Genomic DNA, 21,442 nt, shown 5'->3' on the forward strand with positions numbered 1-21,442 from the left:
CCCGCTTGTCGAGCCCTGCCGATGTCTGCCCGTTCGCCGCTGTTCGCCGTCGCCCTGCTGCTGGTCGCCATGACCTCCATCCAGACCAGTGCGAGTCTGGCCAAGACCCTGTTCCTGCGCCTCGACCCGGTCGGCGTTACCACCCTCCGCCTGATCTTCGCCGCCCTGGTGCTGCTGATCGTGTTGCGGCCCTGGCGCAATTTTCGTCGCGAGGCCCTGGGCAGCCTGCTGGGCTATGGCGTCGCCATGGGCGTGATGAACCTGACCATCTACATGGCCATGCAGCGGCTGCCGATCGGCATCGCCGTCGGCCTGGAATTCGTCGGCCCTCTGGTGGTGGCCTTGTGTGCGCTGCGCCGCTGGCTGGACCTGTTATGGATCGTCCTGGTGGTCGCCGGCCTGGCCGTGCTGTTGCCCTTCGGCCACAGCGCCTCGGCGTTGGACCCTCTGGGTACCGCCCTGGCCCTGGGCGCCGGTGCCTGCTGGGCCCTGTACATCGTGCTGGGCAAGCGCGCGGGCGCGGTCCATGGCACTGCCACGGTAGCCTTTGGCGCCACCATCGCCGCCCTGGTCATCCTGCCCATCGGCATCCTGCACAGCGGCAGCAACCTCTTGATACCGGAAATCTGGCCGTTGGCACTGGCCCTGGCGCTGATGTCCACGGCCATCCCCTACGCCCTGGAAATGGTCGTACTGACCCGCCTGCCCGCCTCTACCTTTGGCACCCTGATGAGTCTGGAGCCCGCGCTGGGCGCGCTCTCCGGCTGGGTATTTCTCGGCGAGATCCTCGGCGTCGCCCAGTGGTTCGCCCTCGCCTGCATCATCGTGGCATCGATCGGCGCCACCTGGAGCAGCCGCCTGACTCCGGAGCAAACGCCGCTCTAGGGACTCTATAACGAGGCGAACCCTCAAGCGGAGTGCCGACGATGATCTATCTGATAATGGGCGTTTCGGGTAGTGGCAAGACTACCCTGGGCGAACTCCTGGCCAGCCGGCTGGGCTGTCGTTTCGACGATGCCGACACCTTTCACAGCCAGGCCAACAAGGACAAGATGGCCAAAGGCATCGCCCTCACCGACGAGGATCGCTGGCCTTGGCTGGATGCCATCCACGATGCCATGCAGCAGGCGCGAGCCGAGGGCACTACCCGGGTGTTCGCCTGCTCGGCGTTGAAGAAGGTCTATCGCGATCGCCTGCTGAACGGCCTCGAAGGCGTGCGCCTGCTGTTTCTCAAGGGCTCCCCGGAGCTGCTCGCCGAGCGTATCGGCAGCCGCCGTGGGCACTTCTTCGATCCCAAGCTGTTGCAGAGCCAACTCGATACCCTAGAAGCACCCGACCACCTGGAGGCCCAGGTACTGGACGTTCGCAAGCCGCCCGAGCAACTGGTGGACGAGGTGCTGGAGCACGACCGCAGCGCCTGAGCGCAGCGGTTACGGCGTCAGACCGCGACCGGTGCCTTGATGTGCGGATGGGCCTGGTAGCCTTCCAGCTCGAAATCCTCGAAGCGGAAGGCAAACAGGTCCTGGACCGCCGGATTGAGCTTCATGGTCGGCAGCGGCAGCGGTTCGCGGGTCAGCTGCAGATCGGTCTGCTCCAAGTGATTGGCATAAAGGTGGCAATCGCCCCCGGTCCAGATGAATTCGCCAGGTTGCAAGCCGGTCACCTGGGCGACCATCAGGGTCAGGAGCGCATAGCTGGCGATGTTGAAAGGTACGCCGAGGAAAATGTCGGCGGATCTCTGATAGAGCTGGCAGCTCAGGCGGCCGTCGGCGACATAGAACTGGAACAGTGCATGGCACGGCGGCAACGCCATCTCGTCCACCAGCGCCGGGTTCCAGGCCGAGACGATCAGCCGGCGTGAATCGGGCTTGGCGCGGATCATGTCCACCACCCCGGCGATCTGGTCGATATGGCGACCATCCGGTGCCGGCCAACTGCGCCACTGGTAGCCGTAGACCGGTCCCAGCTCACCGTTCTCGTCGGCCCATTCGTCCCAGATGGAGACGCCGTTGTCCTTCAGGTAGCGGATATTGGTCTCGCCCTGCAGGAACCACAGCAGCTCATGGATGATGGATCTGAGATGGCATTTCTTGGTGGTGACCAGGGGAAAGCCCTCGGCCAGGTCGAATCTCATCTGGTAGCCGAAGACGCTGTAGGTCCCGGTGCCAGTGCGGTCGCTCTTGAAGGTGCCGTGTTCACGCACGTGGCGCATCAGGTCGAGGTACTGTTTCATGGCGGGGGCGCTACCTGGCAAAAGCCAAATGGTATCAAATCGCGCCATGCGGGAGCGGTCGCGCTTGTCGCAGCCAGCAGCGGGGCACAAAAAAGCGGCCCGAAGGCCGCTTCTCGTCGCTTAGCTGTTAGCTGTTAGCTGTTGGCCGGCGGCGCCGTGAGGGTCGCTGTCTCGCGTTCGCGCTGGGTGATCTCCGAGGCCGTGGCGTCCATGGCCTCCTGCAGCCCCTGCAGGCGCTTCTTCTCGGCACGCCGGGTGAAATACCAGGCGAAGAAGGTGAACAGCGAGACCGCCAGCAGGATCAGGCTGGCAATGGCATTGATCTCCGGCTTCACGCCCAGGCGCACCGCGGAGAAAACCTCCATGGGCAGCGTAGTGGAGCCGGGACCGGACACGAAGCTCGCCAGCACCAGGTCGTCCAGTGACAGGGCGAAGGACATCATGCCACCCGCCGCCAGCGACGGCGCGATCATGGGAATGGTGATCAGCAGGAACACCTTCCAGGGGCGTGCGCCCAGGTCCATGGCCGCCTCTTCGATGGACAGGTCCAGCTCGCGCAGGCGCGAGGAGACCACTACCGCCACATAGGAGGCACAGAAGCTGGTGTGGGCGATCCAGATGGTGGTCACGCCGCGGTCCTGCGGCCAGCCGATCAGCTGCGCCATGGAGACGAACAGCAGCAGCAGCGACAGACCGGTGATCACCTCGGGCATTACCAACGGCGCCGTGACCATGCCGCCGAACACGGTGCGGCCACGGAAGCGTGGGATGCGGGTCAGCACGAAGGCCGCCAGGGTCCCGAGGATCACCGAGGAGATGGCCGTGTAGAAGGCGATTTCCAGGGAGCGGAACACCGCACTCATCAACTGGGTGTTGTCCAGCAGTCCGACGTACCACTTCACCGACCAGCCACCCCAGACGGTCACCAGGCGTGACTCGTTGAAGGAGTAGATGACCAGGATGACCATCGGCAGGTAGATGAACAGCAGCCCGAGCACCAGCATCAGGTTGGTGAACTTGAGGCCTCTCATAGCTTGCCCTCCAGTTCCTTGGCTTGGTTCCTGTTGAACAGCACGATGGGTACGATCAGGATCAGCAGCATCACCACGGCCAGCGCCGAGGCCACCGGCCAGTCACGGTTGTTGAAGAACTCCTGCCAGAGCACGCGGCCGATCATCAGGGTCTCCGGGCCACCCAGCAGCTCGGGAATGACGAATTCTCCCACCGCCGGAATGAACACCAGCATGCAGCCGGCGATGATGCCGTTCTTGGACAGCGGCACGGTGATCTTCCAGAAGCTGGTGAAACGGCTGGCTCCCAGGTCGCCAGCGGCTTCCAGCAGGGTCAGGTCGTGCTTCACCAGGTTGGCGAACAACGGCAGGATCATGAACGGCAGGTAGGAATAGACGATCCCCAGGTACACCGCGAAGTTGGTGTTGAGCATCTGCAGCGGACTGCTGATGATCCCCAGACTCATCAGGAAGCTGTTGATCAGGCCATTGGTGGAGAGCAGGCCCATCCAGGCATAGACGCGGATGAGGATGGCGGTCCAGGTCGGCATCATGATCAGTAGCAGCAGGACCGTCTGCTTCTCGCGACTGGCGCGGGCGATGGAATAGGCCATGGGATAGCCGATCAGCAGGCAGATCAGGGTGCTGATACCGGCCATCTTCAGCGAACCGAGATAGGCATCCAGATACAGCGGATCATCGGCGAACATCATGTAGTTGCCGAAGTTGAGCGCGATATCCAGTTGCTGATCGGCGTAGCTGAACAGCTCGGTATAGGGAGGAATGGCCACGTCCGCTACCGAGAAGCTGATCTTGAGCACGATCAGGAAGGGCAGCAGGAAGAACAGGAACAGCCAGACGAAGGGCACGCCAATGGTCAGGCGGCGGCCATCCAGCAGGCGCTTGAGCAAGGGAGGTCTGGTCATGCTTGCAGTACCACGCCGCTGTCGTCTTCCCAGTACACCACCACGGCGTCATCCCAGGTGGGTCGCTTGCCGAGCCGCTCGGCGTTGGCGATGAAGCACTGCACGATGGGCCCGGTCCCCAGCTTGACGTGATACACCGAGTGCCCGCCCAGGTAGGCGATGTCGTGCACAGTACCGCTGCACCAGTTGTAGTTGGGATGCTCGTGATCGGCCGGCAGGCTGGTACCCATCAGCAGTTTCTCGGGACGCAGGGCGAAGGTGACCTGCTTTTCCTGGGCCCGGGTGCTGATGCCGTGACCGATGTAGATCGGCCGTTCCAGCTGCGGGCTGTGGATGATGGCGTGGTCGGCGCCATCGTCGGTCAGCTCGCCGTCGAAGATGTTGACGCTACCGATGAACTCGCAGACCAGCCGGCTCGCCGGGGTCTCGTAGATGTCCATGGGGCTGCCCACCTGGGCGATCCAACCCAGGTGCATGATGGCGATGCGCTCGGCCATGGTCATGGCCTCTTCCTGGTCGTGGGTCACCATGACGCAGGTCACGCCCACGCGCTCGATGATCTCCACCAGTTCCAGCTGCATCTGCGAACGCAGCTTCTTGTCCAGGGCGCCCATGGGTTCGTCGAGCAGCAAGAGCTTGGGCCGCTTGGCCAGGGAGCGCGCCAGGGCAACCCGCTGGCGTTGGCCACCGGAGAGCTGGTGCGGTTTGCGCTTGGCGTACTGGGTCATGTGCACCAGCTTGAGCATCTCGGCCACACGTGCGTCGATCTCGGCCCTGGGCAGCTTGTCCTGCTTGAGACCAAAGGCGATGTTCTGCTCCACGCTCATGTGCGGAAACAGCGCATAGGACTGGAACATCATGTTGATCGGCCGCTCGTAGGGCGGCATGTCGGTGATGTCCACGCCGTCGAGGAAGATGCGCCCTTCGCTAGGTCGCTCGAAGCCGGCCAGCATGCGCAGCAGGGTCGACTTGCCCGAGCCCGAGCCGCCGAGCAGAGCAAAGATCTCGCCCTTGTTGATGGTCAGGGAGACGTCGTCTACAGCGACGGTTTCGTCGAATTTCTTGGTGACCCGGTCGATCTTGACCAGGACTTCCTTGGCTTTCTTGTCGCCGGTGGCGGCTTTCTTGAAGGCACTGGTGGCGGTCGCCATGTACATCTCCCCAGGAAAATCGGGGACCGGCCTGGCCGGTCCGCTTAGCGTTGGTTATTTGCCGGACTTGACCCGCGTCCAGCTACGGGTTTCCAGGCGCAGGAGTTGCGGGGGCAGCTCCTTCATGACGTAAAGCTTGTCCATCACCGCTTGTGGCGGATAGACGGTCTCGTCTTGCCGCAATTCGGCATTCATCAACTCGCCTGCCTTGGGATTGGGGTTGGCATAGCCGACATAGTCACTGACCTTGGCAATCACCTCGGGCTGCAGCAGATAGTTGATGAAGGCATGGGCCTCCTTCACGTTCTTCGCATCCTTGGGGATGGCCAAGAGGTCGAACCAGAGGTTCGCACCCTCCTTGGGAATCGCGTAGCCGATGTTGACGCCCTTCTTCGCTTCCTCGGCACGCGAGCGCGCCTGAAAGACATCACCGGAATAACCGAAGGCCACACAGATGTTGCCGTTGGCCAGATCCGAGATGTACTTGGAGGAATGGAAATAGGTGATGTACGGCCGCACCTTGAGCAGCTGTGCCTCGGCCTTCTTGTAGTCGTCAGGGTTGGTGCTGTTGGGGTCGAGCCCCAGGTATTGCAGTACTGCCGGATAGACCTCATCGGGCGAATCCATGAAGGAGACACCGCACTTGCTCAGCTTCTTGAGGTTCTCGGGTTCGAACAGGATGGCCCAGGAATCCAGCTTGTCGGTTCCCAGCGCAGCCTTGACCTTGTCGACATTGTACCCGATGCCGTTGGTACCCCACAGGTAGGGAACGCCGTATTGATTGCCCGGATCACTCTTTTCCAGTTGCTTGAGCAACGCCGGATCGAGGTTCTGCCAATTCGGCAGCTGGCTCTTGTCCAGCTTCTGGAAGGCGCCCGCCTTGATCTGCTTGGCCAGGAAGTTGCTCGAAGGCACCACCACGTCGTAGCCGGTATGGCCGGCCAGCAGCTTGCCTTCGAGGGTTTCGTTGGAATCGAAGACGTCATAGACCGGGGTGATACCGGTGGCCTTCTGGAAATCCTCGAGCGTGGTCTCGCCGACGTAATCGCTCCAGTTGTAGACGCGTACCGTCGGCTCGGCGACAGCAGTTCCCATGACGGTCAGGGTGGTCATGGCCAGCAGGGTTTTACGCAACGAAAGCACGGGCGGCTCCTTTCATGGTGGGCATCGGGGCGACACCCTTTCAGCGGTCCATACAGACGTACGGCACGCCGGAGCAACCCCGGCGTGCCGTCCTTTTATCCGCACATGGCGGCAGACATCACTTACCGGACTTGATGGTGGTCCAGGTGCGGGTCATCAGACGCTGGGTCTTGGCCGGAAGATCCGGGAAGGCGTACAGCTTGCTCATGGTTTCCTGGGTCGGGTAGATGCCCGGGTTGGTGCGGATCTCTTCGGCTACGAGCGGAGTCGCCTCTTTGTTGCCGTTGGGATACTGCACATAGTCGCTGACCGCAGCGATCACCTTGGGCTCCATCAGGTAGTTGATGAACTTGAGCGCGCCCTCGGGATTCTCGGCATCCTTGGGAATGGCCATGGTATCGAAGAAGGTACCAGCGCCTTCCTTGGGAATGTTGTAGGCCACGGTCACACCGTTCTTGGCATCGGCCGCGCGGGCCTTGGCCTGGGCGATGTCGCCGGAATAACCGACGGCCACGCAGACGTTGCCGTTGGCCAGGTCCGAGATGTACTTGGAGCTGTGGAAGTAGGTGATGTACGGACGGACCTTGAGGAACAGCTCCTCGGCCGCCTTGATCTCCTTGGGATCCTGGCTATCCGGCTTGTAGCCGAGATAGTGCAGGCCGGCGGGAATGATCTCGGTGGGCGAATCTAGTACCGCCACGCCGCAGCCCTTGAGTTTGGAGAGGTTCTCCGGCTTGAAGATCAGGTCCCAGGAATCCACCGGCGCATTGTCGCCCAGGGCCGCCTTGACCTTGGCTGGGTTGTAGCCGATGCCGATGGTGCCCCACAGGTAGGGGATGGCGTACTGGTTGCCCGGGTCGCTGACTTCCAGGGTCTTCATCAGCTGCGGATCGAGATTCTGGTAGTTGGGCAGCTTGGATCTGTCCAGCGGCTGGTAGACGCCGGCTTTGATCTGCTTGGCCAGGAAGGAGTTGGACGGCACCACCACGTCGTAGCCGGAACGGCCGGCCAGCAGCTTGGCCTCGAGGGTCTCGTTGCTGTCGTAGACGTCATAGACCACCTTGATCCCCGACTCCTTCTCGAAGTTGGCGATGGTGTCTTCGGCAATGTAGTCGTTCCAGTTGTAGACGTGCAGGACCTTGGGGTCCGCCGAGACGTTGCCGGCGAAGAGACCGGCCAGGCTCAGCGCTAGAAGAGTCTTGCCAAAAACATTCATGCGGTGGTGCTCCTCAAGTCATCGTTGGTCTTTTGATTCGGTGCGCGGCCAGCGCCCGCGCGCAGTCTGGCAAGGTCCGCCGCTAGGCTCAAGCCTTGCCGGCCATTAGCCACGTTGACGCAGCACCGCATGGGTCTGATCGAGACTCAGGCGCGCCAGGGTGACGAGCTCGTCGATGGACTCCGGCGTGATGACCAAGGGCGGGGCGATGATCATGGTATCGCCCACCGCACGCATGACCAGACCATTGCGGAAGCAATGCTCGCGGCAGAGCATGCCCGCCCCACCCTCGTACCGGGTCCGCGTCTTCTTGTCCCGCACTAGCTCCAGCGCCGCCACCATCCCGACGCCGCGGGTCTCGCCCACCAGCGGATGGTCGGCCAGCTCCGCCCAGCGTTTTTGCAAATAGGGTGCCGTGGCGCTGCGAACCCGGTCGACGATACCCTCGTCACGCAGGATGCGGATGTTTTCCAGGGCCACGGCAGCCGCCACCGGATGCCCCGAATAGGTGAAGCCGTGGTAGAACTCGCCGCCCTCGTCCAGCACCTTGACCACTTCGTCGCGCACCACCACGCCACCCATGGGCACGTAGCCCGAGGTGAGACCCTTGGCGATGGGCATCAGGTCCGGGGCGTTGCCGTAATACTGGCTGCCGAACCATTCGCCGGTACGGCCGAAGCCGCAGATGACCTCGTCGGCGATGAAGAGGATGTCGTACTTATCCAGGATCTGGCGCACTCGCGGCCAGTAGCTTTCGGGCGGGACGATCACCCCGCCGGCACCCTGGATGGGCTCGGCGATAAAGGCGGCGACACGTTCTTCGCCGACCTCGAGGATCTTCCGCTCCAGCTGATCGGCCGCCCAGACGCCGAATTCCTCCGGACTCATCTCGCCGCCTTCACCGAACCAGTAGGGCTGCGGGATATGCACGATGTCGGGCAGCAGACCGCCCTGCTCGTGCATCGCCGCCATGCCGCCCAGGCTGGCGCCGGCCATGGTCGAGCCGTGGTAGCCATTCCAGCGGCCGATGACCACCCGCTTCTCCGGCTGGCCCTTGGTTGCCCAGTAATGGCGCACCAGACGCAGCACCGTATCGTTGGCCTCCGAGCCCGAACCGGTGAAGAACACGTGATTCATGCCTTCCGGTGCCAGCTCGGCGATGGCCTTGGCCAGCTCCAGCGCCGGCGGGTGGGCGGTCTGGAAGAACAGGTTGTAGTAGGGCAGCTCACGCATCTGGCGACTGGCCGCCTCGACCAGCTCTTCACGCCCGTAGCCGACGTTCACGCACCAGAGCCCGGCCATGCCGTCGAGGATGCGCTGACCCTCGCTGTCCCAGAGGTGCACGCCCTCGGCACGGGTAATGATGCGTGCGCCCTTCTCGTTGAGCTGGCGATAATCGGTGAAGGGCGCCAGCAGGTGCCGGCGACTCAGGTCCTGCCAATGGGCGGTGGTAAAGGTAGTCACGAAGCCTCTCCTTGAATCGCGGTCAGACGCTGAGCAGCAGGAATTCCCGCTCCCACGAACTGATCACGCGCTTGTAATTCTCATGTTCGGCGCGCTTCACCGCGACGTAGCCACGGGTGAAACGACTTCCCAGATAACGCTCCAGGGTGGCCGACTGCTCCATGCGCTCCAGGGCGGCTTCCAGGGTCAGCGGCAGGCGCAGGTTGCGGCGCTCATAGCCGCGGCCTTGTACCGGAGCACTGGGCGAGACGTTCTCGACCATGCCCAGGTAGCCACACAGCAGGCTGGCCGCCAGGGCCAGATAGGGGTTGGCATCGGCCCCGGCCAAACGGTTTTCCACCCGACGATTCTGCGGATCGGAATCCGGTACCCGCAGGCCCACGGTGCGGTTCTCTTCACCCCACTCCACGTTGACCGGCGCCGAGGTATCGGGCAGGAAGCGGCGGAAGGAGTTCACGTTGGGCGCGAATAGCGGCAGCGCCTCGGGAATGTATTTCTGCAGACCGCCGATGTGGTGCAGGAAGAGCTCGCTCATGCTGCCATCGGGGTTGGAAAACACCGTCTTGCCGGTCTTGAGATCCACCACGCTCTGGTGCAGGTGCATGGCGCTGCCGGGCTCGCCGGTCATGGGTTTGGCCATGAAGGTGGCGGTGACGTTGTGCTTGAGCGCGGCCTCGCGCAGGGTGCGCTTGAAGACGAAGATCTGGTCGGCCAGGTGCAGCGGATCACCGTGACGGAAGTTGATCTCCATCTGGGCGGTGCCTTCTTCGTGGATCAGGGTATCCAGATCCAGCTCCTGGGCCTCGCACCAGTCGTACATGTCTTCGAACAGCGGATCGAATTCGTTGGCCGCATCGATGGAAAAGGATTGGCGCCCCGTTTCCTGGCGGCCTGAGCGGCCCACCGGAGGCTGCAGCGGATAATCGGGGTCGTCGCTGCGCTTGGTCAGGTAGAACTCCATTTCCGGCGCGACGATAGGCTGCCAGCCGTGCTCGGCATAGAGCTTGAGCACCTTTTTCAGCAGATTGCGCGGCGATAGCTCGATGGGGATGCCGCGCTTGTCGTAGGTATCGTGGATCACCAGGGCCGTGGGCTCCAGCGCCCAGGGCACCAGGAACACCGCGCGATCGTCCGGGCGACAGTGCATGTCGATGTCGGCCGGGTCGAGCAATTCGTAGTAGATGTCGTCGTCGACATAGTCCCCGGTCACGCTCTGCAGGAGCACACTCTCCGGCAGGCGCATGCCCTTTTCATTGAGGAACTTGGCGGTGGGGGAAATCTTGCCGCGGGCAATGCCGGTCAGGTCGGCTACCAGGCATTCCACTTCAGTGATCTTGCGTTCTTTCAACCAGGCGGTCAGCCGGTCAAGCGGGGTGCTCATAAAGACCTCGAAGGTTCGAGCGGGAGATAGAGAACATCAGCGATGGGCAGCGCGCTCCTTGCAGGCACTCCCAAACGCCTGGAACAGGGCAAGGTACACGGGATGACTGCGCACCTGCCATTCCGGGTGCCACTGCACGCCACAGGCGAAGGCCTGAGCCTCACGGACCGAGACGGCCTCGATGAGGCCATCGGGAGCCAGCGCCTCGGCACGCAACCCCGGTGCCAGGCGCTCGATGCCCTGGCCATGAATGGAATTCACCTCGAAGCGCGCCGGCAGGTCCAGGGCCTCGAACAGGCCACCCGGCTGAACCTCGACCGGGTGGTGCAGGCCATAGTGCTCCTCCAGGGTTTCGCCGTGCTCGCGGTGATCCATGAAGGGCCCTGCCTCGTGCACCTTCTGGTGCAGGCTGCCGCCAAAGGCCACGTTCATTTCCTGGAAGCCTCGGCAGATGCCCAGCACCGGCACACCGGCCGCCACGGCCGCACGCAGCAGTGGCAGGGTCACGGCATCACGAGCCGCATCGTGCAGGGTACCGGGCTCGCTGGGTGCGCCCTGGTAGTGTTGCGGCTCCACGTTGGACGGCGAACCGGTGAACAGCAGACCGTCCAGGCGCTGGACCAACGCCTCGGTTGCGATCAGATCGGCTAGCGCGGGAATCACCAGCGGCATGCCTTCGGCCCCCTCCACCACCGCGCGCAGATACTTGTCGCCCGCGATATGGAAAGGATGCAGACCTAGTTGTCGGGTACAGGCTGTGACACCAATGAGCGGCAGCGCAGACATGGGACACCGGGGTGATCAGGATCACCCGAGCCTAGTCTTGTTCGTTATTTTTCACAACCACCGCCAAAAAGTTTCGAGATTCTGCACAGAAGCAGCGAAACAGAGGTCCTCGACCGCCCGTGAGTGCGCCAAAAACAGGCACCTCCGCACCACCCTTGAGCGCCGCTGCCGCCAGTTGACTTTGGTCCGCCTTTCGGATTGACTCCAGGGTGGTAACTCCGCTGATTGATATTTTTAACAGGGGCGCTGGCAAAGCGTCGGAGCGCAGGCGAGACCGTACTCTCAGGTCGCTGTCGGATCGACAGCGGGCACTCGTGCCCTCACTGCGGTTGGCCCACTGGGCAAACAGGCGCGTCAGGCGCTAACCGTTTTGTCGAGCGCAGCCAAAAGCAAAGGTGTTTCATCATGTCGGTACCCCCGCGTGCCGTTCGTTTGGATGAAGCGACCGACTTCCTCAGGGAACATCCTGAGGTTCAGTTCGTCGATCTTCTGATTGCAGATATGAATGGCGTGGTGCGTGGCAAACGCATCGAGCGCAACAATCTGCCCAAAGTCTTCGAGAAAGGAATCAACCTCCCCGCTTCGCTGTTTGCCCTCGACATCACCGGCTCCACCGTCGAAAGCACCGGTCTCGGTCTCGACATCGGCGATGCCGACCGCGTCTGTTTCCCCATCACCGACACCCTCTCCATGGAGCCCTGGCAGAAGCGCCCCACCGCGCAATTGCTGATGACCATGCACGAGATGGAAGGCGAGCCCTTTTTCGCCGATCCCCGCGAGGTCCTGCGCCAGGTCGTGCAGCGCTTCGACGAACTCGGACTCACCGTCTGCGCCGCCTTCGAGCTGGAGTTCTATCTGATCGATCAGGAGAACATCAACGGCCGTCCGCAGCCACCGCGCTCACCCATCTCCGGCAAGCGTCCCCAGTCGGTCCAGGTCTACTCCATGGACGATCTGGACGAATACGCCGACTGCCTGCAGGACATCATCGACGGCGCCCGCGCCCAGGGCATTCCGGCCGACGCCATCGTCGCCGAATCGGCGCCAGCGCAATTCGAGGTCAACCTCAATCACGTCGCCGATCCGATCAAGGCCTGCGACTACGCCGTGCTGCTCAAGCGTCTGATCAAGAACGTCGCCTACGACCATGAAATGGACACCACCTTCATGGCCAAGCCCTACCCGGGCCAGGCGGGCAACGGCTTGCACGTGCATATTTCCCTGCTGGACAAGGAAGGCCGCAACATCTTTGCCGGCGAGGATCCCGAGCAGAACGCCGCATTGCGTCATGCCATCGGCGGTGTGCTCGAGACCCTGCCCGCCTGCATGGCCTTCCTCTGCCCCAACGTGAACAGCTATCGCCGCTTCGGCTCGCAGTTCTTCGTGCCCAATGCACCGAGCTGGGGCCTGGACAACCGCACCACGGCCCTGCGCGTGCCTACCGGTACACCGGAAGCGCACCGCATCGAGCATCGGGTAGCCGGCGCCGACGCCAACCCCTACCTGCTGCTGGCCGGTGTCCTGGCTGGCGTGCACCACGGTTTGACACGACAGATCGAGCCCGGTCCGGTGACCGAGGGCAACTCCTACGAGCAGCACGAGCAGAGCCTGCCGAACAACCTGCGCGATGCCTTGCGCTACCTGGACGACAGCTCGGTGATGGCGGAGTACATCGATCCGAAGTACATCGACATCTTCGTCGCCTGCAAGGAGCACGAGCTGGAGGAGTTCGAACACTCCATCTCCGACCTCGAGTACAACTGGTACCTGCACACCGTGTAGGCGTATGCCTGCCGACCGGCCCCGCGCCGGTCGGCAGGCACCTGCGCTGCGTACCGCCCGCCCCGAGCCTGGTCGATCGTCCCATCGCTCGCCGCAACACCCTCGCCGACGCTCCTACCGTTACAGGAGATAAACTGCGGACCTCGAACGCTTCCCGCCGTACTGCGCCAGCCCGCTCGCGCCTTTGCGCCTGAGGCGATCTGCCGGCCCTTTTCCCTTTCAGCCCCCCGAAGACTCTGGATGGAGAGCCTCGCCATGACCACCCTCACCACGCCGCGTGCCGACGGCTTCCACATGCCGGCCGAATGGGCCGACCAGCGCCAGATCTGGATGGTCTGGCCCGAGCGCCCCGACAACTGGCGCCTCGGCGGCAAGCCCGCCCAGGCGGCCTTCACCGCGGTCGCCCAGGCCATCGCCCGCTTCGAGCCGGTCACCATCGGTGCCTCGGCGCAGCAGTACGAAAACGCCCGCGCCCGCCTGCAGCATCCCAATATCCGGGTGGTGGAAATCAGCAATGACGACGCCTGGTGCCGCGATACCGGCCCGACCTTCGTCAGCGATGGCCAGGGTGGTGTGCGTGGAGTGGACTGGAGTTTCAATGCCTGGGGCGGCCTGGACGGTGGCCTCTACTTCCCCTGGCAGCGCGACGACCAGGTAGCGGGCAAGATCCTGGCAATCGAGAATCTTCCGGGCTACCGCACCCCGGATTTCGTTCTCGAAGGCGGCTCCATCCATGTCGACGGCGAAGGCACCCTGATCACCACCGAGGAATGCCTGCTCAACGCCAATCGCAATCCACACCTGGATCGCGCGCAGATCGAGCGTTATCTGAGCGACTACCTGGCGGTGGACAAGGTCATCTGGCTGCCCCACGGTCTCTACAACGACGAAACCAACGGCCATGTGGACAACTTCTGCTGCTATGTGCGTCCGGGTGAGGTGCTGCTGAGCTGGTGCGACGACCAGGCCGACCCCAACTACAGCCGCTGCCGCGAGGCGCTGGCCGTGCTGGAGCGCGAGACCGATGCCCGTGGCCGCACCTTCAAGGTGCACCGCATCGTCACCCCGGGTCCGCTGTTCGCCAGCGAGGACGAATGCCGCGACGTGGACGCCTGCCTCGGCACCCAGCCACGTCGTGCCGGCGAGCGCCTGGCGGCCTCCTACGTCAACTTCCTGATCGTCAACGGCGGCGTCATCGCACCGACCTTTGGCGTCCCCGAGGATGCCGAGGCGCTGCGTACACTGCAGGCCTGCTTCCCGGAGCACGAGGTGGTACAGGTGCCTGGCCGCGAGATCCTGCTGGGTGGCGGCAACATCCATTGCATCACCCAGCAGCAGCCAACCGGTCGCTGATTTCCGGTAGAAACGAAAAAGCCCGTCTTTCGACGGGCTTTTTCTTGACCTGGGCGCGGCTTAGAGCAGCGGCAGGGTGTAGCTGACGATCAGACGGTTTTCGTCCTGGTCACGCTGACCGGGAACGCCCTGGCTGCTGGCGGCCGGCAGGTCGGAACGCAGCGAAGCATTACGCCAGGTGAAGCCAAGGCCTTTCAGCTGGCCTTCCGGAATGACGTAGCTCAGAGTCAGGTCGCGTTCCCACTCCATGTAGTCGCCGTTGCGGGTACTGATGTTGTCGCCGTACTGGTAGATGATGCCGGCAGTCAGCCCCTTCACGCCCAGCTGACCGAAGTCGTAGGAGTAGCGAGCTTGCCAGGTGTCCTCACCGGAACGAGCGAACTTGTTGATCTGCAGGTCGGTGATGATGTAGGCGGAAGCACCATCACCCTGGTTCAGGAAGGGGAAGTCGCTGTTGCCATTGCTGCCCTGATAGCCGGCGCCAAAGGTGTGGCCCTTGATCGAGTAGGTGAACAAGGCACTGTACAGACGGTTGTCGACTTCGCCACGGGTAACGGCGCCGGTGGCAGTACGACCGTAGTAACCGCTGGAGGCGTAGAGCGCACCCTGGGTATCGGCATTCTTGTTGGCGCCATCGCCATTGCTGTCGAAGTAGCGCAGATCGGTCTTGAAGGTACCTTCGCCCAGCTTGACGCTGTGGGTCAGGCCCAGGAAATGCTGGCTGTAAAAGTCTTCCAACTGACCGAAGTAGTACTGCAGCGTCAGGTCTTTGGTGACCTTGTAGTCGGCACCAGCGAAACGGAACTGGTTGCTGTCACGCGCGGTGGTACCACTGTTGGAACCCGCGATGGACATTTCTTCGTAATTGCTGGAAGCACGACCTTTGACGTGTTCGATCTGACCGGCAGTCAGCGTCAGGTCCTTGATTTCCTTCGAAGTCACCTGACCACCCATGAAGGTTTGCGGCAGGATACGACCATCGTTGAAGGTGACGACCGGAAGCTTGGGCATCAGGGTGCCATAGCGCAGCTCGGTCTGGGAGATCTTCATCTTAGCGGTAGCGCCAACGCTGCTGAATTCGTCGACAGAGCTGCCGTCGGACTCACGCGGGAACATGGTACCCGGCTGGTTGGAACCGTCGGCCTTGCCCGCACGGCCACCGCCGTCCAAACGCAGGCCCAACATGCCGATCGCGTCTACACCGAAGCCAACGGTGCCTTGAGTAAAGCCGGACTGATAATTGAGCAGGAAGCCCTGACCCCATTCCCGGTTGGTCGACGGGTTAGCGGTGCCATTGCGGTTGTCGAGGTTCTCGTAGAAATTGCGCAGGCTTAGGGTTGCTTTGCTGTCTTCGACGAAGCCGGCAGCTTGAGTGGCGGCAATGAGGGACAGGTTCAGACAGGCCGCGGAGACCGCGACCACCAGTGGCTTCTTGACCATGAGTGCTCCAGGGGTAAATCGTTGTTATGCAGCCACCAGCGGTGTCAGCGCCTACTGGTGGTATGCCCGACGGGCCGTGCGGAAGGGAAAGCTAGAGGGCTTTTGTTTCATTTTCGAGAATTTTCCCAGGCCTGGTCGACTTTTGAGTTGCGACCTCCAGCACAGGACCTCTGCTACCGCCTTCCACGTTGCGAAAGCTAATTGCAAAAAAGCATTTCGTCTAGCAATACGTGGTCGAAAAACCGCCCTAAGGTCTTCCCCTGTAACCGGTCGGTCATGAACAAGGGGAACCTGTTCTTCCGCACCTGCGGTAAAGGCGAATCTTTTCCCTGATATCGTCGATCCCTTCCCTTCCCGGACGCTCTGGGACGGTAGTTTCGCGCTCTATCTCTGCGCTTCAGAAAGCACACGCCCTGATCTACCACACTCAAAATCCATTAGAGTTCTGTATATATTTCAATGGCTTGCAGCTATTTTCCGTCGACTATCAGGCTGATCCCTACAGCCGAAGGCATTCTTGCCTTACCTGCCGGTAAGAATGTCCGCGTGGAACCACGCTCGCCTGGTTACGAAAAGGTCCGAGAGTCTATTCATGACTTCGGTCAATTCGTGCCGAGCGCCGGCCTGTGAAGCAAAGGCGTCGATACTGACGGCAGGCGAGGAAGGCGCCAGCCAACGGGCGATGTTGCTCTTGAGACGCGTCAAGATCGAGCGCGGGAGCAGAACGTAGAAAGGCCTGCCAAGATGCGGGCCCTTTACCGGGCAACCGCCCTGCTAGAGCGGTCGGGAGAGCTGGTCAGCGCAGCGAACCTAAGGACAGCAGGACCTGGCAAGGGAGTGCTAGCCCTGAACCACCTGGTCCTTACCCTGGCGCTTGGCTCGGTACATGGCCTCGTCAGCGCGAACATAGAGGGTATCCAGCGACTCATCCTCTTCGCGCAGGACGGTGACCCCCTGACTGATGGTGACTTTCAGTGGACCTTCAGCAGTGGGCACCGCCAGTTGCCGGACGGCACGCTGCAGGCGGCTGCCTATCTGCAGCGCGAGGTCGCTGTCACACCCCGGCAGCAACAGGGCAAATTCTTCACCACCGATACGGCCGAAAAGATCACCGCGACGGGTAGTTTGAGCCCCACATTCGGCAACACGCTGTAACACTTGATCGCCCATCTGATGGCCGAAGCGATCATTGATCTTCTTGAAGTCGTCGATATCGAGCAGCAGGAAGGCGAGCGGCTCCCCTTCGCTACGGGCAAACTCGAAGGCACGTTGCGCGCTTTCGAAGAAATGGCGGCGGTTGCTGCTTCGCGTCAAAACATCGGTGGTGGCGAGTCGCTGCAGCTCTTCCTCCATACGCTTCTTCTCGGTGATGTCTTCGGCGATTCCCACCACCAGGAGCGGCATACCGGCTTCGCTGCGCTGACTGACAAAGCATTTGTCGCTGAGCCAGCGAATCTCGCCGTCGGCACGGATGATGCGGTACTCACGCGATTCGATAGCGCCCTGCTCTATCACCTGTTCCAGGGTTCGTTGCGCGTATTCGAGGTCATCGGGATAGATGTTGTTAAGCCAGGTACTGTAATCGCTCAACACCTGCGATTGGGAGCGACCGAAGATCTGCTGGTAGGCGGGGCTGACGTAGATGATCTGACGAGTGCGCCAGTCCAGCGCCCACAGCACGGCGTTGACGCTTTCCAGGAGCGCACTGAACAGCTGTTCGCGATCACGCAGGCGATCTGCTTCGGCCCGCGAGTGCAGGAGCGCCAGAAGATTCTCTTCCGGGGTGGGAAGAGCAGACAGCGGGGGTTGTTCATCCATATACACATGCGCCTACGCGGGGTCCTGAGGGAATTAGAGACAGCTGAAAGCAAGCTGGTTCAATCCCCGCGCAGCGCAGCCCACCGCTTCGGTGGGCTTTTGTGAAGCCTTTCTCAGGCGGTCCCAGCCGGTCGCAGCGAATAGGTCTTCAGCTGTTCGGCGAACTCGCGCAGCGACTGGATACCGCTGGCTTCGGCCTCGCCGATCCACTGCCGGGTCGCGGCCAGCATGTCGTGGCCATTGGCACTGGTGCGGGCCCAGATCTGCTGCAGCGCCAGGCGCTTTTCGTAGATCAGCTTCAGCGTCTGGCTGTGCTCGAGCAACTCATCGATGCGTACCTGGTGGCGCGCCTTGAGCAGACTGGTCTCTCGCGCCAGCAGACCACGCGCCCGACGAAACAGCGGGCGCTGGGAGGGTGCGGCGCTGACGCGCTCCTGACGGAGCAGCGGACCTATTACCTGCTTGCGGTACTGGGCCATGATCTGGAAACGGTTGTTGAGGATGGCCATGGCGGTATCCATGTCCAACTGTCCCTTGCCCTCGATACGGTGGGCGATGGGCGCGACGCGATTGACCTTGGCCAGGCGCAGCCAGGTGAACAGCTTGATCCAGGCCCAGCCCATGTCGAATTCCCAGCGCTTGACCGACAGCTTGGCCGAGTTGGGATAGGTGTGGTGGTTGTTGTGCAGCTCTTCACCCCCGATGACGATGCCCCAGGGAACGAGGTTGGTGGCGGCGTCGCGGCATTCGAAGTTGCGATAGCCCACCGCGTGCCCCAGGCCATTGACCACACCGGCGGCCCAGAAGGGAATCCAGACCATCTGCACTGCCCAGACGGTGAGACCCAGGGCGCCGAACAGAGCCACGTCGATCAGCAGCAGCAACACGACCCCCAGATTGCGGGTACGCGGATTGGAATAGAGCTTGCGCTCGATCCAGTCGTCCGGGCAGTTCTTGCCATAGATGCGCAAGGTGTCGGCGTTGTTCGCCTCGGCCTTGTACAACTCGGCGCCGCGCCGAACCACGGTGGCAAGCCCCTTGTGCACCGGGCTGTGCGGGTCGTCTTCGGTTTCGCACTTGGCGTGGTGCTTGCGGTGGATGGCGGTCCACTCGCGGGTGTTCATCGCCGTGGTCAGCCACAGCCAGAAGCGGAAGGCGTGCTTGAGCGCCGGATGCAGCTCCAGCGAGCGGTGGGCGGAGTAACGATGCAGGTAGACGGTGACACTGACAATGGTCAGGTGAGTCAACACCAGGGTGACCACCACCAGTTGCCAGACCGTCAGGTCGAGCAGGCCGTTGTAGCTCATGACGCAGAGGACCTCGCGCGGATGTTGTCGTGCAACTGTCACTGAAAGTTCAGTGAACAGGCGTTCGCGCATTATTGCCGGGGTTGGCGATAAATCCAGCCCTACCTTTTGCTACACAACGTGTCCTTCACAAACCGCTAATTCTAAAAGCGCATAAACAAAGCATTATTAGCAATTTTAAGAAATAACAAACCTCCTTCTAAGATAGCGTCACCTCTTCACTTACCCCTCCTTCGAGGACGCCATCCCATGAGCTCCGCTCCGTTCCGCAGCCTGGAAAACCAGGACGAAACCGCACTGCTCCGCGACATCCAGCAGGCCTTGCGTGGCCTCCGGTTCGGCGCCATTGAGATCACCGTGCACAACGGTCAGGTGGTGCAGATCGAGCGCAAGGAGAAATTCCGGCCTCAGACCGGCCCGTCAAACAAGCATTGAGTTCACGAGATTAGCGGACGAGCGGGCAAGGTGCCCGCCAGACGGTGTTCGCCTTTCCTACGTAAAGGAGCCTTTCCATGTCCCTTCGCCGCTTCGCCATGGCCGCACTCGCCAGCGCCTTGTTCGCCAGTCAGGTCCACGCCGTTGAGTTGCTCAACGTGTCCTACGATCCGACCCGTGAGCTCTACCAGCAGTACAACGCCGCCTTCGCCAAGCACTGGAAGGCCGAGACCGGCGAAGACGTGAGCATCAAGAATTCCCACGGTGGCTCCGGCAAGCAGGCCCGCTCGGTGATCGATGGCCTGCAGGCCGATGTCGTCACCTTGGCGCTGTCCGGCGACATCAATGCCCTCAATCTGCACCAGCAGCTGGTCGACCCCAACTGGCAACAGCGTCTGCCGGACAACAGCACGCCCTATACGTCGACCATCGTCTTCCTGGTGCGCAAGGGCAATCCCAAGGGCATCAAGGACTGGGACGACTTGGTCAAGAAAGACGTCCAGGTCATCACCCCCAATCCCAAGACTTCCGGCGGTGCGCGCTGGAACTTCCTTGCCGCCTGGGCCTATGCCAAGGCCACCTACGGCAGCGATGCCGAGGCGCTGAAGTTCGTCACTGAGCTCTATCGTCATGCGCCGGTGCTGGATACCGGCGCGCGCGGCGCCACCATCAGCTTCGTACAGCGCCAGCTCGGCGACGTGCTGATCGCCTGGGAGAACGAAGCCTATCTGTCGCTCAAGGAAGAAGGCGGCGACCAGCTTGAGATCGTCACGCCGTCACTGTCGATCCTGGCCGAGCCACCGGTGGCCGTGGTGGACAAGGTGGTGGACAGGAAGGGCACCCGCAAACAGGCCGAAGCCTACCTGAAGTACCTCTACAGCCCCGAGGGCCAGCACATCGCCGCAGAGAATTTCTATCGGCCCCGCGACGCCAAGGTGGCGGCGCAATTCAAGGATCAATTCAAGCCGGTGAAATTGGTGACCATCGACCAGGAATTCGGCGGCTGGAAAGCGGCCCAGCCGAAGTACTTCGCCGACGGTGGGGTGTTCGACAAGATCTTCGCCGACATCAACCAATAGCGTCCCGGCCGGGACGGCTCACGCCGACCAGCCCGGAACAGGTATCGTTCCCCCCTCTGCGCCCTGGCGAAGGCATCGCCGGGGCGCCTTGCAGAAGGACGTCTCATGTCTCGCCGCCTCTCTCCGGTCATACCCGGCTTCGGGTTGACCCTGGGCTTTTCCCTGACCTACCTGGCGCTGATCGTGCTGATCCCGCTGGGTGCCATGTTCCTCCATGCCAGCGAGCTGAGCCTCGGCCAGTTCTGGTCGCTGATCACCGGTCGTCAGGTGCTGGCTGCCCTACGGCTCTCCTTTGGCACCGCCCTGCTCGCCGCCTTCATCAACGGCATCCTCGGCACCCTGCTGGCCTGGGTGCTGGTGCGCTACAGCTTCCCCGGGCGCAAGCTGATCGATGCCATGGTCGACCTGCCCTTCGCCCTGCCCACCGCCGTGGCCGGCATCGCCCTGACCGCGCTCTATGCGCCGAACGGGCTGATCGGCTCGCTGTTTCCCTTCAAGATCGCCTATACCCCTATCGGCATCACCCTGGCGCTGATCTTCGTCACCCTGCCCTTCGTGGTGCGCACCCTGCAGCCGGTGCTGGCGGACATTCCCAAGGAAATCGAGGAAGCCGCCACCTGCCTGGGCGCGCGCCCCTGGCAGGTGTTCCGCTACGTGCTGGTGCCGACCCTGCTGCCGGCCTGGCTGACCGGTTTCGCCCTGGCCTTCGCCCGCGGCGTGGGCGAGTACGGCTCGGTGGTGTTCATCGCCGGCAACATCCCGTTCAAGACCGAGATCCTGCCGCTGCTCATCGTCTCCAAGCTGGACCAGTACGACTACACCGGTGCCACCGGCATCGGCGTGTTCATGCTGCTGGTGTCCTTTGTCATGCTGCTGCTGATCAACATCCTGCAGCGCCGCATCCAGCCCAACATCTAA

General features: G+C 62.3%; 19 protein-coding genes. 7 read left to right on the top strand and 12 right to left on the bottom strand.

The window, feature by feature from the left end; genetic code table 11:
- Positions 1–21: 21 nt before the first annotated feature.
- Entirely contained in the window at positions 22–885 is an 864-nt protein-coding gene (locus ACWPW1_RS18710; protein WP_059316116.1) for an EamA family transporter, read from the top strand.
- A gap of 41 nt (positions 886–926) precedes the next feature.
- Positions 927–1,421: a gluconokinase gene (locus ACWPW1_RS18715; protein WP_271652967.1), complete on the top strand. Its 495-nt coding sequence runs from the start codon at positions 927–929 to the stop codon at positions 1,419–1,421.
- 17 nt (positions 1,422–1,438) lie between these two features.
- Here the strand turns inward: ACWPW1_RS18715 and ACWPW1_RS18720 are convergent, their stop codons facing one another.
- The 9 genes from ACWPW1_RS18720 to ACWPW1_RS18760 all read right to left on the bottom strand — a co-directional run bounded on the left by ACWPW1_RS18720 (position 1,439) and on the right by ACWPW1_RS18760 (position 11,310).
- Positions 1,439–2,233: a thymidylate synthase gene (locus ACWPW1_RS18720; protein ID WP_017640870.1), complete on the bottom strand. Its 795-nt coding sequence runs from the start codon at positions 2,231–2,233 to the stop codon at positions 1,439–1,441.
- A 134-nt stretch (positions 2,234–2,367) separates the two neighbouring features.
- A complete protein-coding gene (locus ACWPW1_RS18725) occupies positions 2,368–3,264 on the bottom strand; it encodes an ABC transporter permease subunit (RefSeq protein WP_059316118.1) in 897 nt (298 codons plus the stop codon).
- Positions 3,261–4,169: an ABC transporter permease subunit gene (locus ACWPW1_RS18730; protein WP_323147947.1), complete on the bottom strand. Its 909-nt coding sequence runs from the start codon at positions 4,167–4,169 to the stop codon at positions 3,261–3,263. The genes ACWPW1_RS18725 and ACWPW1_RS18730 overlap by 4 nt, the downstream gene beginning before the upstream one ends.
- Positions 4,166–5,320 carry a polyamine ABC transporter ATP-binding protein gene (gene potA / locus ACWPW1_RS18735; RefSeq protein ID WP_059316120.1) on the bottom strand — a complete coding sequence of 385 codons (1,155 nt, stop codon included), beginning with the start codon at positions 5,318–5,320 and terminating at the stop codon, positions 4,166–4,168. Before potA ends, ACWPW1_RS18730 begins: the two co-directional genes overlap by 4 nt.
- A gap of 54 nt (positions 5,321–5,374) precedes the next feature.
- Positions 5,375–6,433, bottom strand: a complete 1,059-nt coding sequence (locus tag ACWPW1_RS18740; protein WP_169853377.1) for a polyamine ABC transporter substrate-binding protein — start codon at positions 6,431–6,433, stop codon at positions 5,375–5,377.
- A gap of 148 nt (positions 6,434–6,581) precedes the next feature.
- Positions 6,582–7,679 (bottom strand): polyamine ABC transporter substrate-binding protein, encoded by a 1,098-nt coding sequence (locus ACWPW1_RS18745; protein ID WP_454253649.1) that lies wholly within the window; start codon positions 7,677–7,679, stop codon positions 6,582–6,584.
- 105 nt (positions 7,680–7,784) lie between these two features.
- The gene (locus ACWPW1_RS18750; protein ID WP_414206109.1) at positions 7,785–9,143 is read right to left on the bottom strand and encodes an aspartate aminotransferase family protein; all 1,359 of its coding nucleotides are present in this window, start codon (positions 9,141–9,143) and stop codon (positions 7,785–7,787) included.
- A gap of 22 nt (positions 9,144–9,165) precedes the next feature.
- Complete coding sequence (locus ACWPW1_RS18755) at positions 9,166–10,524, bottom strand: glutamine synthetase family protein (RefSeq protein ID WP_017640877.1); 1,359 nt, start codon at positions 10,522–10,524, stop codon at positions 9,166–9,168.
- 36 nt (positions 10,525–10,560) lie between these two features.
- Positions 10,561–11,310: a gamma-glutamyl-gamma-aminobutyrate hydrolase family protein gene (locus tag ACWPW1_RS18760; protein ID WP_454253650.1), complete on the bottom strand. Its 750-nt coding sequence runs from the start codon at positions 11,308–11,310 to the stop codon at positions 10,561–10,563.
- Positions 11,311–11,715: 405 nt separating this feature from the next.
- On the opposite strand from ACWPW1_RS18760, the gene ACWPW1_RS18765 reads away from it, so the two are divergent.
- Entirely contained in the window at positions 11,716–13,092 is a 1,377-nt protein-coding gene (locus ACWPW1_RS18765) for a glutamine synthetase family protein (RefSeq protein WP_007160769.1), read from the top strand.
- 255 nt (positions 13,093–13,347) lie between these two features.
- Positions 13,348–14,445, top strand: coding sequence for an agmatine deiminase (aguA, locus tag ACWPW1_RS18770; RefSeq protein WP_454253651.1), 1,098 nt, complete (start codon positions 13,348–13,350; stop codon positions 14,443–14,445).
- 60 nt (positions 14,446–14,505) lie between these two features.
- Here aguA and ACWPW1_RS18775 read toward each other — a convergent pair whose 3' ends face one another.
- The 3 genes from ACWPW1_RS18775 to desA all read right to left on the bottom strand — a co-directional run bounded on the left by ACWPW1_RS18775 (position 14,506) and on the right by desA (position 19,010).
- Positions 14,506–15,885 (bottom strand): OprD family porin, encoded by a 1,380-nt coding sequence (locus ACWPW1_RS18775; protein ID WP_454253652.1) that lies wholly within the window; start codon positions 15,883–15,885, stop codon positions 14,506–14,508.
- Positions 15,886–16,725: 840 nt separating this feature from the next.
- A complete protein-coding gene (locus tag ACWPW1_RS18780; RefSeq protein WP_059316127.1) occupies positions 16,726–17,703 on the bottom strand; it encodes a sensor domain-containing diguanylate cyclase in 978 nt (325 codons plus the stop codon).
- Between the two features lie 113 nt (positions 17,704–17,816).
- On the bottom strand, positions 17,817–19,010 hold the full coding sequence (gene desA, locus ACWPW1_RS18785) for a delta-9 fatty acid desaturase DesA (RefSeq protein WP_059316128.1): 1,194 nt from the start codon (positions 19,008–19,010) through the stop codon (positions 17,817–17,819).
- A gap of 249 nt (positions 19,011–19,259) precedes the next feature.
- Here desA and oscA point away from each other — a divergent pair, with 249 nt between their 5' ends.
- The 3 genes from oscA (at position 19,260) to cysT (ending at position 21,442) form a co-directional block, all read left to right on the top strand.
- The gene (gene oscA, locus ACWPW1_RS18790) at positions 19,260–19,445 is read left to right on the top strand and encodes a sulfur starvation response protein OscA (RefSeq protein WP_059316129.1); all 186 of its coding nucleotides are present in this window, start codon (positions 19,260–19,262) and stop codon (positions 19,443–19,445) included.
- 77 nt (positions 19,446–19,522) lie between these two features.
- Positions 19,523–20,524: a sulfate ABC transporter substrate-binding protein gene (locus ACWPW1_RS18795; protein WP_454253653.1), complete on the top strand. Its 1,002-nt coding sequence runs from the start codon at positions 19,523–19,525 to the stop codon at positions 20,522–20,524.
- A 105-nt stretch (positions 20,525–20,629) separates the two neighbouring features.
- Positions 20,630–21,442 carry a sulfate ABC transporter permease subunit CysT gene (cysT, locus tag ACWPW1_RS18800; protein ID WP_454253654.1) on the top strand — a complete coding sequence of 271 codons (813 nt, stop codon included), beginning with the start codon at positions 20,630–20,632 and terminating at the stop codon, positions 21,440–21,442.

The sequence above is a fragment of the Pseudomonas sp. Marseille-Q7302 genome (genome assembly GCF_965111925.1).